We start from the raw sequence: 15,170 nt of genomic DNA, 5'->3' as shown, positions 1-15,170 counted from the left end.
TTTTTATTCGATATTTGATGATGTTACATAAAACGGATTTTGTTTTAATGCAGTGTTTGCTCTCAGCTCATCCACATTAATCGGCATATACAAAGCATCTAATTCACTCAGTTTACTCTTAGTAGTCGTATTATCCAGTTTACTATATTTCTTAAGCAGATAAGTATTCACCACATTGGCAGGCTTCCCACCTTCCCTACGGATTCTACGCAATAAATCAAAATAACGTTTACCCTCAAACAGGAATTCTCTTTGGCGCTCATCAAAAACCAAGTTTCTCATGGCACTCTGCGTGTAATTGTTAGAATTCGACAATGAACCACTTCCCAAATCCGGATTGGCACGATCGAATGTCTTAGAGACCAAATCGAGAGCTCCCTGCAGATCGGTTCCTATCTCTACCAAAGCTTCCGCTTTCATCAAATAAATATCCGCCAAACGATAAAATATCCAGTTAGGAGCCTCCGCATTGAAGACATAGTCACCTTCTCTGACTGTACTCGAAGAAGTTTCTACCCTCAAAGCCATATACTTGGCTATAAAAGAAGAGCCTGCGGTACTAAAAAAAGCATCTTTCCCTCTCAAGTCAGTGGGTTCAAAAAGCGAAGGACTCATTGATTCAAAGTTGTATGGCGACAATTTATGCATATCCTGTCCCGCACGCCCTCCAAACATTCCATACATTTCATTCATCGCATAATTTGGATAATTCTTCAGACTGAACTGTAACTCAAAAATGCTCTCTTTTGAATTTCCCAAATAGTAAACAGATTCATTATACACCCGTGAGCTTTCCAACTGAAGCTGTCCGAGATTGGCCAACACCTTATCACAATAAATAATGCAGTTATTATAATCGTTCTTCCAAAGATACATATCGGCTATAAGGGCACGTATGGCATTCTTTGTTATACGTCCTTTTGTATAAAGCAGATTACTCCACGTCTTCTCGTCCGCAGCCTGATTCTCTACACTCTTCAAATCATCGATCAGGAAATTCAATAAATTATCAGGATTCTCCTGTTCCACTTCAAAAGGTAAACTGTCATCCGCATACGGTTCAGTGATCAACGGAATATCTCTGAAAGTACGTAACAGCATAAAATAGCATAATGCCCGCACTCCTTTTGCTTCAGCAATATAAACATCCAGATTCTCACGTTTAAAGTTCGGATCTTTCGCCTGTACCTCCGGAGCAAACTTAATCACTGTGTTACAAAAATTAATTACACTATAATATTCTCCCCAATAAGTGTATGAATTGGAGGAATTCAAATTAATATTCAGAATATCCCTGATCGGATCAGATTTACCTGTTCCGGCTTTTACGTTGTCCGAACGCAATTCACCCCAAACGATGGCACGCTCTATAAATCCGGTTTCATTCATTCCACGATAACATGAACCCACCATGCTAAGCACATCGTTTTCATCTTTCCAGAAATCTTCAAAAACAGTCTCCGACTTGGGACGTATATCAAACCAGCTTTCACAGGATGCAAATGTTCCTCCCAATAAAGCCATCATAACTATACGCAATATATATTTCTTTGTTTTCATTTTTGTCTATAATTTGGTCAAATCATTAAATTGAACTCCTGTTATTAAAATCCGACAGTAACGCCAAAAGTGAAATATTGAGAACGAGGCGTTTTGCTCCTGTCCGCACAAAGACCAAAACTCTCAATACCTACCTCCGGATCTACACCCGTATATTTAGTAAATGTCACCAAATTGTTCAAAGTCAGATAGAAAGACAATTGGTTGAGGAATACGCGCCTTAATGATTTCGGACTGAAATTATACTTAAAGGTCAACGTTTTAAATCGAAGGAAAGAACCATCCTCTACAAAACGGTCACTTCCCAAGTAGTTATAACCGTAGTTATACAATGCACGAGGCATTTCTGTCACATCACCATCTTTACGCCAGCGCCAGTTTACAGCAATGGACTGGTTATTATTAGAATGCATATTTTCCGCATCCATACGTGCATAGTTCACGATTTTGTTTCCGTAACGGAAATTGAAAAATGCGCTGATAGAGAAATTCTTAAAGGTGATATTCGTACCGAAACCTCCGGTTAACTTCGGATTAGAGTTTCCTAAATAAACAATATCCAATTCATCAATGGTTCCATCATGATTTATATCTTCATAAATAGCATCGCCGCCACGGAACTGGTATCTCTTATTACCTAAGTTGAAATAGTCAAAATACATAGGAAGTGGTTTTCCATTCGCATCTTTTACCACATTTCCATTGGCATCTTTCACCACAGGAGCAGTTCCGCCACGTCCCTCTTCATACTTGTCATACTGATAAACTCCTTTATAGCGGAATCCATAGATGGAACCAAACGAGTTTCCTTCTTGTAAACGTGTCAAATAAGAACCATTATCGTAGTTGAAATCTTTATTGTATGCATTCAGCACAGCCGGTGACAATTCTACAATCTTATTTTTGTTATTAGAGAAGTTAACATTAAAATCCACCTTCCAATCTCTGGTTTTAATCAGATTATTGGTATAGATACTCAACTCCCAACCCGTGTTGTCCATCACACCGATATTGACATAAGACAGTGAACCGAATCCGGAAGAACTTGGTATACCCAGATCCTTAAATAACAGGTCTTCCGTCTTACGCTTATAAATGTTTCCATCGAATACCAACTTAGAATTAAACAGGTGCAAGTCAATTCCCAGATTATAAGAGGTTACCTTTTCCCATTTAAGGTCCGACAATTCAATAGATGACGGCTTCACTGTAGGTATATTTATATAGTTGTTGTTCCCACCTCCCCAGCTACTATTATAACGACTGAAGTGCAGGTACTCTTTATCCGGCTGATTACCGGTAATACCCCAACCACCACGAATACCTAATTCGTCAATAACAGCTCTCAGAGGTTTCATAAATGATTCGTCGGCCATGTTCCATTTCAACGATACGGCTGGAAAATCTCCCCAGCGATTATTAGAACCAAACTTTGTGCTACCATCCCGACGGAACGTTGCATCAATTGTATAACGGTTCATAAACGTATAGTGCGCTCTACCCATTATTGCTAACGAACGCCATTGTCCGGCTCCACTATTAAAAGCTTTGTCAAAACCTACGGAAGTTGCATCTGTTATAGAGTTAGAAGGTAATCCGTATTTCTCAAATTCCTGATACTGTGAGTTTCCGGAATTCATCTGCCACACAGCCGATACCAACAAAGAGTGATTATCTCCCCAACGAGGAATCCATGTTATTTTCTGCTCACTCTGAATAGACAATCCTTCAGACTCCTTCATATAAGCACGATTCACGGTCTCATCATTCCATGATTTGGACGTTACTTCTTTGGGGAGGAACTTTGACTCTTTCGTATTCTCAATATTGAAAGATACATATCCATTATAACGCAATTGAGCTTTTTCCGGATTGATAATGTCATACTGTAAACGCAGAGTAGGTACAATATAAAGATTCTTTTGATTATTGAATGCCAGATTTGCCAACGCCACCGGATTCATCAAATCCTTCTGAGAATTATCCAAAGAGGACGATTGTGGTATATTATAATAGATATCTGTATTATTTCCATTCGCATCTTGCTGGAAAATGGATACGTTAGGCATTTTACGATAAGCCATACTAAGCAAATTCTCCTTATTGTCTCCATCACCCACATCATTAGCATAATTCTTATGATTATCAGTGTATGTCATTGAAAAGTCTGAAATAAACTTTATACGATCCGAAACCTGATATTCCAGATACATTCTATTCGTGAAACGTTCCAGATTTTGCTTAATCACAGTTCCCGATTGGGAATAATATCCAAGAGATGCACGGAAAGTGGCTTTGTCTCCACCACCGGAAACGGTTGCATAATGGTCATGTGTGAATCCATATTGAGTAATAGCTTTCACCCAATCCGTATTATTATTAAAATTCTGGTATTCGGCAAAAGTTGGATCGTAGTTAAATTCGGGAATATTTGCTGCATACTCGTCCTGAAAAGGATTAAAATAGGCCTGTTTCATTAACATTGTATAGTCGTCTCCATTAAGCATTTTTAATCCCCGGGGTTGTTGGGCTCCGGAAAAACGATAAGAATACTGAACCCGGGTAGGACCTTTAACCCCCTTCTTCGTTTTAATCAGAATTACACCATTAGCTCCCTTTGACCCCCAGATAGCAGCAGAAGCACCGTCTTTCAAAACAGTAATCTCTTCGATGTCATCCGGATTGATATTCAACAAATTCGCAAATTGCTCCTGATCTGCCGATGTATAATCAAAAGAGTCATCCACATTATTTTCGAAAGGTATATCATTTAATACGATTAATGGTTCGGATTTTGAGTTGATTGAAGTAGTACCACGAATACGCATGGACGAACCGGAGCCCAAGTCACCGGAGTTTCCCAATATATCAAATCCCGCAATACGTCCCTGTAATGCGTCATCAATAGAAGCTACTGACATATCTTCAAGATCACGCATACTGATATGTTGCATCGCACCCGATACCTCCCGTTTAGGTATTGCCAGCGTTCCGTCCGAATGCATTGCTTTCGCTGTTACCACAACTTCATCAAGCACTGCGTTTTCCTTCATCTTTATATTAAACCTGCGCTTATCCTTAATAGAAACTTCGACAGGATCGTATCCCACAAAACTGACCTTAAGTTTGTTGTTCACACTCTTTATAGAAAGTGAAAAGTTTCCACTAAAGTCCGTTATCGTAGCATTTACAATACGTCCGTTGGCATCTACCTCCGTTACGTGTGCACCAATAATCTCCCCTTCCAGGTCGGAAGAGACATTTCCTGTTATCACCAGCTGTTGAGATTGTGATGCCACAGTCATTGACAAGCAAGAAAAGACAACCAGCAATATGCTTTTTATATTATCAATATTCATAATTTAGTAGTATTGTTTTTTTGACTATTCAAACCTTAATGCCGTATCAATTAAATGAATAACAGAACGTGAAGAAGCAAGGATTGAAGTTTCCTCACCAGACAGACTGGGAATATTGACAATATAATCACGAGCCATCAGATTGTATACTCCTTCAGTAGTTGTTATCACTTTAGCCTTCAACGGTTGTCCGTCTGAAGTGGTAGCCTGGCACTTAATCTCTAAACTGCCACCTTGGGTATTCAATGTCAACTTATGAAATTTACCACTCGGATTACGTGCAGCCGTTTCAAAGTTCATATTTACCATAGGGGCCTTATCATCTACAAAAGCCAGATTATCCATTAAGTGATATTTGAGAAAATTCAATAGGTAGATTGTTTTTTTCTTCTTTTCGTCATGATCTTCCTCAGCATAGATTTCATCCCAGTCAAATAAGTTAGGGTCTTCTCTGAATGCTTTCTCCAACGCTTCTTTGGTTGGGACAAAAACAGTATAACGGAAATTATTGAACGAATTCACTACATATCCCAAACCTATACTTCCGGAGGTCTTCTTCATATCGAAAATCGGAACAATGTCTTTATCGGACTTAAAATAATTGAATACACGGTCATCCCCTTGCAAAAGGTCAAAAAATGCTTTATATTCATTGTGCTCACCCAATACGTTATATACTGATTTAACAGGATCTTGCAAAACACGGTCTACAAAATAAGTACGTCCGTTATCAGAATCATAACGGCTGGGCATTCCGGTCACTTCATTGATAACAATCGAAGCAGGCTTTACATTCACTTCTATATCTCCGCCACCCTGTATCTGTAAGTTTTTCCCTTCTCCACTGATCTTCAGCATAGTGCCACCTTTGGTAAGTGCATAATTCGTCTTTCCGTCATCAATATAACCCGACATTACATTCTGATCCTTATTACCCACTACGATGTGCATATCAAGAATATCATTCAAACGATTGATGATACTATTTTGATTCTTTACTGTCCGCAAAATAGCTCCCGTTTTATTTCCAGCTGCATCTGCTTTATACACATCGGCAAACACCATGTTATCAGCAGGTACATATCTAAATGACCATATTTCACGATAGCTTACTCCCTTTGCCCAAGCAACCGGATCACGGTAGTTTTGTAAAGCCTCGTCCGTAGGTACAATCAGATTATACATATTTTCGATGGAACGCAGATATAAGAAGAAACGCATAGTTCCATCCTGTATCGCCCAATTCATGATCTGCGTGTGGTCACTTGTCAAAGTAGGTCCGTATACACATTGATAATCAATCGGTGGAAACACCTTATCGGATATGTAAATTACCCCGTTACAACCCAGATAAGTTTTTTTCACATTGTCAATAGAGATATCCATTTTAAAGCTCGATTCATCGGTTAGCTTCGGCCATGCGTGAGGCAACGAACTCATAAATGACTTCTTTTGATGATTCTTCAGAAACAGGGCAAGAATCGGAGTCGGAATATCCTCCCAACTTCCATAAGCCTCTTTCAAATAACGCCCTTTATCACTATTGATATACTCATTCATAGCCTTGTCCGTGGGTACAAACATAGCGCCCATATCCATTTCGCTACTATACACATTATTACTTGGATCATAGTACAACAAGCCATAACTTTCCATCCACTTTTCTGCTGGATCCAGTCGGTTTTCTACTGTAAAATAACGTTTTACAAAAATAGAATCTGCATTCGGAAGAACGGCATTGCTAAAACCGTCATAAAAATTATGCACCGCTTTATTAACATTTTCTTCATAATAAGGTGCACTAAATTTGTTTAGTAATTGGTTGAACAGATTCGTTTCACCGTTATCCCGAATCAACTGCGACATGTTTTTTGCCGGAAGTATCACATCTTCCATAACATGTATATACCCGTTCTTACAAATAATGTCCTTCTCTATTATTTTTACCCCATTTACATAGACATCTCCATCTTCATAGTTTCTACCATTATTCAATATAGAGAAATCTTCCTTGGTCACTCCCTGTACCATCATGTGCTCTGGTGTAAAATAAACTAAGGGTGACGAACTTTCGTCATCCACCAGATAAATCCCTCCTTTCTCTGAGAAACGATTCCAATAAGAGTTCTCAAATAATCCTTGATCTTTAATAAATGCGATACTGTCAAGATAGGTACTTGCATTGAATTTTCGGAAAGTCTGCCCTGTCGCAGGCCCTTCACCTGACACGGTCAGGTTGGAAAGCATACCCGATAGATATGCCATATTGATCATGCTCGAGTTCATGATCATTCTTTTCATCGGCATCGAAAGCATCTCGTAACCTCTAATGCCTTGCGTGTTTGTTTCAAAAAAGCGCTTGAATGCTTCATCCTTTGCCGGGAAAAGAGTTTTACTTCCGGTCTTTTGCAATACATCCTTATAATTAAGGTCATTGATCAGACGAACAAAATAAGTGAATTCGCCACTTTCATTCAAATAATCGTAGATATTGCCTCTTAAGAAATCGGGTTCTTTCTCATCATAATAATAGTCGTCTTTACACGACACAAGGCATAAATAACATAAGCTCACACAAAAAAGCGATAAAGCTATGAATCGCTTTCGATTAAATTTGTTATGCATTTCTTTTATAGTATTAAACGTTTATCAATTATAAACTAAGGATATCGAAATACTGAATCCATAAATGGACTTCACAGAAGTTGGCTTACTAAGTTGCATTTTTCATATAAACAAATTATTATTAGATTAATTTCACAGAACAAAAGTAGGAAGAAATAAAACTCCAATAGAACAAAAAGCCGCCATATACTATAAGAAATGTACACTCACCCACCTTTTTAGGGGTAAAATGGACATTTACACCTAAATTGTATACATTTGTAATATTGATTTATACATTTCATTATTGGGTTTACAAAAGTAAATAACTACCAACAAAGCAAATTCATAATTTTCACCGGAAAACAGATACAACCTGTCAAATAAATCACGATATTTGCAACATCCTTTAGGATTAGCCTCTACAAGGGAAGTTTACCAATCGTTATCTTCAAAAACACTAATGCCTGAGGCTTCGCGTCAGTATACGCCCAACTAATACACTAATAATCAATATATAATATATCTTAACACATCGAGTTAACTTAAATCATATATAATGAATAAAATACGTATTTCATTACTATTCATCTGCAACATTCTCTTTCTGAACGTATATTGTCAGACGCTGGCCAAAAATTACTACGTAACTTCGGCTCAAAATCTGTCTCAAAACAATGTTAAAACAATCATTCAGGATGATAAAGGTTTTATGTGGTTCGGAACGAAAAACGGCCTAAATCGTTTTGATGGAAAGAAAGTGAGAATATACAATTGCTATGATGAAAAGAGAGGTATCGGTAACAATAACATCTCCGCCCTGTTTGAAGATAAGAACAAGAATATATGGGTAGGTACAGACCGTGGTATATATATCTATAACCCCCTGTCCGAAAAGTTCAGACATTTCAACATCACTACAGAAAGCGGAATAGGTATATCCGATTGGGTAGCTCAGATAGCGGAAGACAAAGAACAAAGGATATGGATAATAATACCTAATCAGGGTGTGTTCAGATTTGACATTGATGCCAATAGCCTGTCACACTATCCTTTTATTATTGCAAGCAATCAGGCTTCTAAACACCCACAGTGTATTACAATCCTGAAATCCGGTGAAATATGGGTAGGCACCAATAAAGACGGATTGTATCATTACAATACTAAAACCGATAAATTCGAGCAACATATCGTAGACAGGAATGGTATATCCATCAAAAATGACATGATATACAGTACCTGCGAATACGGTGATTATATTATATTAGGTGTACATGAGGGAGAATTAAAAAAATACGATTACAACAATAACACTTTTTTTGTAGTTAATGCCGCCGACGTTCACCACAAAATTATCAGAGATGTCAAGGTATTCAACAATGAATTATGGGTAGGTACGGAACAGGGTATCTATATAATAGATGAAGATGCCGGCAAAATAGAATTAATCCGTAGTGATCCGATGATAGGTAATAGTCTGACCGACAACAAAATTTACGCTATGTATCAGGATAATGAGAATGGAATATGGATCGGGACTGTATTCGGAGGAGTAAATTACATTCCTTCTCAAACACTGACAATAGACAGGTATCTCCCCAGCCAACAAAAAAATTCTATCGACGGAAGAATTATACGCGATCTGAAAGAAGATCAGAATGGAAAGATATGGGTATGTACCGAAGACAACGGCATATCGGTCTTTGACCCTAAAAAGCAATCTTTTGAAAGAATCACTCCGACAGGAGGTACTCAGTTTATTCCTCAGGCTATTATAGAGAATCAGGACGAGATATGGGTAGGTCTATTCAAAAACGGAATAGATATTCACAATCTGAAAACTAAAACCCGAAAACATCTCAGCCCCGAACAATTGGGTATTGACGAATCAAGTATCTGGGCATTATATCAGGACAGAAAAGGAACAATCTGGTTAGGAAATGGATGGGGAGTTTACTCCAGTGATAAGAATAACCTGAAATTTGAACGCCACAATGAATTCGGATACAACTTCATTTTTGACATATATGAAGATTCAAGAGGCAATATATGGGTTTGTACGATGGGAAATGGAGTGTTTAAGTTAAGAGCAACAGATAAAATAGTTGAGCATTATATTTACAGGCAGGAAGATCCCAATACCATAAGTTCTAACTCAGTGAGTAGCGTTACCGAAGATAGAAAAGGAAATCTTTGGTTTTCAACAGACCGTGGAGGCATATGTAAATATATGAAAGAGACAAATAGTTTCAAGTCTTACTCCAAAAACGAAGGATTACCCGATGACGTTGCCTACAAAATAATAGAAGATAATGAAGGCCTACTATGGTTTGGTACCAATCATGGCATGGTGCGTTTTAATCCCGAGACGGAAGCAATCCAGGTATTTACCGAAAAAGATGGCATTAATAACAATCAATTCAATTATAAATCGGGAATCAGAACCCGGTCCGGAAAATTATATTTCGGATCCATCAACGGATTAATGGCCGTAAATCCAAACAATATTAAACGCCCTCACGTCACAGCTCCACTTTATATTACTAAGTTACTGATATTTAACGAAGAATTAAAAGTAAACGAAAAAGGCTCTCCCCTTACCAACAGTATCATTTACACAGACGAAGTCCATCTGAATCACGACCAGAACAGTATTGGTTTTGAATTTGCTTCACTCAGTTATTCCTCATCAAGTAATTATAAATATTCCTATAAACTGGAGAACTTCGATAAGGACTGGACTATCACAAATGATAACCGCAGTGTATCATATACCAATCTTAGCCCAGGCGATTATTCTTTCCGTGTCAGGGCTACCAATAGCCTGGGTGAATGGGGGGACAATGAAACATCTATCAAAATATTTATCAAAGCCCCCTGGTGGCAAAGTACAATAGCCACCTACTGTTATATCCTCTTCTTTCTAATAGGGGTTATTACCTTTATTTATCTGTATGACCGTACACAGAAAAAACGGTATGCCCAAAAACAGATTCTGGCAGACAACCAACGCGAAAAAGATATATATAATGCTAAAATAGAATTCTTTACTGATATCGCACATGAAATACGAACCCCTCTTATTCTAATCAATGGCCCGCTCGAGGCCATATTGGAAGAGGAGGAAATAGATCCGCCAGCTATCAGAAAAAATATGCGCATCATGGAACAGAATGTGAAACGTCTGCTCGATCTGATCAATCAGCTACTCGATTTCCGTAAAATAGATGAACGCAAATTTATATTAAATCCCACAAATACCAATCTCAACAATCTGGTAACTAAAACCATAAACCGGTTCCAACTCACATTTGAGCAAAAAGAGAAACAACTTACACTTCACATTACTGATAATGTATTGATAGCCAACATAGATCAGGAATCAGTCATTAAAATTATCAGCAATCTGATGAATAATGCACTAAAATACTCAAACAAAACAATTCAGGTAGACTTGTATGCTACAGATGATAATATCGCTCATATACGTGTTATCAATGACGGTACTCCTATTCCGGACAATCTGAGTAAAAAGATATTTGAACCATTTTACCGTACGACAAAGGTATCCAATATTCCCGGAAGTGGAATAGGATTGTCTCTTGCCAGTAATCTGGCAAAACTCAATAATGCCGAATTAATACTTGATACCACTGCCTCCCTGACCACGTTTATTTTATCTATTCCAATCAGCGTCAATGCAGACGGACAACATACAGAGGAAAAGGAGCAGGAAGAGGATAATGAATCTACAACTTTCATCGAACAGAATATTCCTCCAACTGTTATTTCCGACACTGAAGAAGACGAAGAATTGGGAGAAGAAGAACCGAAAATAAAAGAAAACAGCATACTGATAGTTGAAGATGAACCGGAGGTTCGAAGCTATCTATCAGAACGCTTGGAAAAATATTTCAATGTCTACATTGCAACAAATGGGGTTGAAGCACTGAAAGTCTTAAACGAGAAGTACATTAACATCATTCTGAGTGATTTGATGATGCCCGAAATGGATGGTCTGGAACTGTGTCAGAACGTAAAATCAAACGAAGACCTTGCTCAGATACCTTTTGTTCTGCTTACTGCCAAAACGGATATGGATAGTAAAATGAAAAGTCTTGAGATAGGTGCAGATGCATATATCGAAAAACCTACGGCTTTCAACTATCTGTATAAGCATATTAATATGTTGCTTAAAAACCGGGAAAAAGAAAAAAAAGCATTCCTGAACAAACCGTTCTTCCCGGTACAGAAGATGAAAGTGAGTAAAAATGATGAGAAGTTCCTAAACAAAATTATTGAGATAATCAATCATGATCTTGCTAATCCGGAACTAAATGTGAAATATCTTGCTGACAACCTGTATATGAGCCGTTCAGGGCTCCATCGAAAAGTAAAACAGATAACCTCACTCTCCCCTATTGAGTTTATCAAACTAATCAGACTGAAAAAGGCTGCGGAACTGATACAGGGAGGTGAATATCAAATAGCAGAAGTTTGCTTTATGGTAGGAATTAACTCTCCGTCTTATTTCGGTAAGATGTTCTTCCAACAATTTGGCATGACACCCAAAGAGTTTGCCAAAAGTAGCAAAGCAGGAAAAAGCTAAATAGAAAGGTATAGTTTGTTATAAAACGGTGAATGAGCCACAGTAAGATATAAATTATCTGTTGTGGCTCATTTACCGTTTTATATTAGCCTTTAAAAACAAAGTAAATTGTATTTAACGGATATCTATATCAGGCTTATTTTTGATAATAGAACAAGCTGCTTTATGTCTTTACCCCTATTTCCTTTTTTCCTTACAACAAACTCAAACTATTTTATTTATCTTTTACACCTATTGTCAATCTTACAGACTTTTATTTCATTTCTCTACGAAGATTGTCTCGATCCTCTACGAGAAACGCCTCGATTGTCGTAGAGAATCGCCCCGTTTCTCGTAGAGGAAAAAACAAACACTATAACACATTGATTTACAAAATATTACACAATTACAAATCTGTATCATATTTTCAGCACACCAACTTCTGCTTCACCTCTCCTTTTGCGTCATCTTATTTTCTGAAATAACTACAATTCTGAGATTATGCTGAATATAATTCCTATCATATAGCTATTGTCAGCAGTACGATTCAGCACTACAAAAAAAATCACCAATATAAAATTCCACATCAGCGACATGAAGCTAAGGCATACTCTGCATGCTGCCAAAGCGTGCCGTACAGAGATATCTATATTAGCTAATTTCATATTCCATACCCATTGAAACATTACTCTAAAATCATTTTATTGATATCCTACATGAAGATTTAACTTTTCAAATACAAGGCAGAATACAACAAAACTCTCACCTAATAACACAAATGTAGAAAACGGGCTACAATATATTCAAACGCCGAAAATTTCTACATTTATTATAGTTATCGATACATTTAGTGACAGTCTAAATGAACTATTACGCTACATTTGTGCATCAGTTTTTGAACTATTAACCAAAAATTAAAATTAAAGATTATGAAGAACATTTTCTCTTTAAAGAAAAGTGCGGTCGCTCTATCACTATTAATGACCTGCGGAGCATCAGCACAAGTAACATTCGATAAAATAATGTCCAGTAACGGAGATAATCCTATGTTACCTTTTACTCACCGTACCGTCCCTGCCGTAGGCGACTTTAACAATGATGATTTTATGGATATCATCATGGGTGGACAAAGTCATAAAGATTACGTTGAAGGCGGTAAGTTTGATGTCGGAGGATGGTTTTGTGCAGCCATTGTAATAAAGAATGACGGGAATGACAATTTTACTATTTCAGCAAAATCCAAACACGAAGCAGGAACAGAGGATAATCCTGACGCTCCGGGAACTCCGGTTGAAGACCTTATCAATCTGCCGATAAGTACAAAGTCCTTCTTCCGTTTCCTTGATTTCAATAATGACGGAAATCTGGACCTTATTATAAGAGGAAAAGGAGAACACAACTTCCTAACCAATGAATCCGAATATTTAATGCTTCTTGAGAATCAGGGACCGGAAAACGGCTACAAATTTAAATTAGTAGAAAATCACGGACTCAACCAAGCACATAATGAAGATTATCTTACAGGTATCTCTATAGGCGATTATGACAGAGACGGCTTTGTTGACGTTTTGCTCATGGGATGTGAAAACAAAGATCAGAGTAACGACCCGGAAAATCCAAACTACGATCCGGAACGCCTTAAAAGACGCTTCGTTGAACTTTACAAGAACAATGGTGGCGACGGAACTTTCACTATACAAAAAATAGCAGAAACCTTCGGAGAAGAGGGTTTGGATGGTAATTTTAAACCGATGAGTCATGGTGACGTTGCTTTTGTAGACATTGACAACGACGGTTGGCTGGATATCTTTTGTACCGGATATGCTGACAATGAAGATGGTAGCATTAGAGAGTCCGGAAAAGAAATCCGAATCTATCAGAATATAGAAGAAGGTACTGCATTCTTGGATGTGACACCGTTTGATAATGATACTTTTCAGGGAGGTTATGATATCACTCTTTTTGTAGAAGACTTGAATGGAGACGGCCTAATGGATCTTATTTTGTTGGGTGATGGTGCACCAACTCCCGGCGGAGGAACAATCTACATGAATGAAGGTGACCTTGTCTTTACCCCGGTAGATATGGAAACTTCAGGTTTCGTACAGGTAAGAGCAGTACCTACTGGTACTTTTGCAGATATGAATCATGACGGAAAACTTGATGCCGCACTTATGGGATATTCAAATAGTTTAGGGTATTTTAGTGGTATCATCTATCAAGGTGACAATAATACATACAACTATGGAGGCGTAAAAGAAGTATTTAACGCTGGCGAACGTCAGGGTGGACTTGTTATTGCCGATTTCTCTAATGACGGTAAATTAGATGCATTCGGAGTGGATGGTAATGCTTCAAATGAAGTTGCTATGTTCAAAAACACATCCGACTTCGTGAACCAAGCTCCTACTGCTCCTACCAATGTTGTCGCCAAAATCGAAAAGGGTATGTTGACTGTAACTTGGGACGACGCTACCGATGATGTAACTCCTGCAGAGGCGTTGTTCTACAATGTTTATGTAAAAAACAACAATACCGGAAAGATTTCAATGATTATCCCAGCCAATCCGGAGACAGGACGTTTGAAAGTGATTACTGACTATCAGACAGGTGTACGCAGCGTATTGAAATCATATTCTGTGAAAGTAGATGCTTCCGAAGGTTATAGCTACACCGTTGGTGTACAGGCCATCGATCAGGCACAAGGTGCAAGTACTTTCACAACTCAATTACTTGGTAAAGATACCGGTATTGCTCAGAGCGAAGTAGCCAACAACGTTCGCATCGAAACAGTTAAAGAAGGCTTTATCGTAAGAGCAGACAGTGACCTCGATGTTGAAGTAACCGATATGCTTGGAAGAGTAGTAGCAAAAGATAAAGCAAACAACGTGATTCCAGTTTCTTCAAACGGTATCTATCTGATCACAACCGGAGGACGCACCTATAAAGTAGGTAAATAAGGTAAAATAGATTTTTCAGGATATTATTATAAGAAAAGGAACTGTTTCATTTCAGCTATATTGGGGACAGTTCCTTTTTTCAGTTTCTAAAACCTATTA

5 protein-coding genes are annotated in these 15,170 nt (G+C 37.9%); 2 read left to right on the top strand and 3 right to left on the bottom strand.

Annotation, left to right across the window (positions count from 1 at the left end; all coding sequences use genetic code 11):
- Positions 1-3: 3 nt before the first annotated feature.
- Genes VCM39_RS04780 through VCM39_RS04770 form a run of 3 tightly spaced genes read right to left on the bottom strand, consistent with a single transcriptional unit; the run spans position 4 to position 7,544 of the window.
- On the bottom strand, positions 4-1,560 hold the full coding sequence (locus VCM39_RS04780) for a RagB/SusD family nutrient uptake outer membrane protein (RefSeq protein ID WP_322933134.1): 1,557 nt from the start codon (positions 1,558-1,560) through the stop codon (positions 4-6).
- 44 nt (positions 1,561-1,604) lie between these two features.
- Complete coding sequence (locus tag VCM39_RS04775) at positions 1,605-4,919, bottom strand: SusC/RagA family TonB-linked outer membrane protein (protein WP_289293143.1); 3,315 nt, start codon at positions 4,917-4,919, stop codon at positions 1,605-1,607.
- Positions 4,920-4,943: 24 nt separating this feature from the next.
- Positions 4,944-7,544: a fasciclin domain-containing protein gene (locus tag VCM39_RS04770; RefSeq protein WP_322933135.1), complete on the bottom strand. Its 2,601-nt coding sequence runs from the start codon at positions 7,542-7,544 to the stop codon at positions 4,944-4,946.
- A 538-nt stretch (positions 7,545-8,082) separates the two neighbouring features.
- Between VCM39_RS04770 and VCM39_RS04765 the strand changes: the two genes are divergently transcribed.
- Positions 8,083-12,132, top strand: coding sequence for a two-component regulator propeller domain-containing protein (locus VCM39_RS04765; RefSeq protein WP_322933136.1), 4,050 nt, complete (start codon positions 8,083-8,085; stop codon positions 12,130-12,132).
- A 908-nt stretch (positions 12,133-13,040) separates the two neighbouring features.
- Positions 13,041-15,071 carry a VCBS repeat-containing protein gene (locus VCM39_RS04760; RefSeq protein WP_322933137.1) on the top strand — a complete coding sequence of 677 codons (2,031 nt, stop codon included), beginning with the start codon at positions 13,041-13,043 and terminating at the stop codon, positions 15,069-15,071.
- Positions 15,072-15,170 lie beyond the last annotated feature (99 nt).

This window comes from Bacteroides mucinivorans (assembly GCF_034654355.2).
Lineage (GTDB): Bacteria > Bacteroidota > Bacteroidia > Bacteroidales > Bacteroidaceae > Bacteroides > Bacteroides nordii.
Note: the sequence above shows the minus strand (reverse complement) of the source record. Positions and strands in the feature narration are given on the sequence as shown.

Excerpts from the sequence above, each read along its gene's own strand:
- VCM39_RS04780 (WP_322933134.1), bottom strand. The coding sequence starts at position 1,560 with ATGAAAACAAAGAAATATATATTGCGTATAGTTATGATGGCTTTATTG.
- VCM39_RS04775 (WP_289293143.1), bottom strand. The coding sequence starts at position 4,919 with ATGAATATTGATAATATAAAAAGCATATTGCTGGTTGTCTTTTCTTGC.
- VCM39_RS04770 (WP_322933135.1), bottom strand. The coding sequence starts at position 7,544 with ATGCATAACAAATTTAATCGAAAGCGATTCATAGCTTTATCGCTTTTT.
- VCM39_RS04765 (WP_322933136.1), top strand. The coding sequence starts at position 8,083 with ATGAATAAAATACGTATTTCATTACTATTCATCTGCAACATTCTCTTT.
- VCM39_RS04760 (WP_322933137.1), top strand. The coding sequence starts at position 13,041 with ATGAAGAACATTTTCTCTTTAAAGAAAAGTGCGGTCGCTCTATCACTA.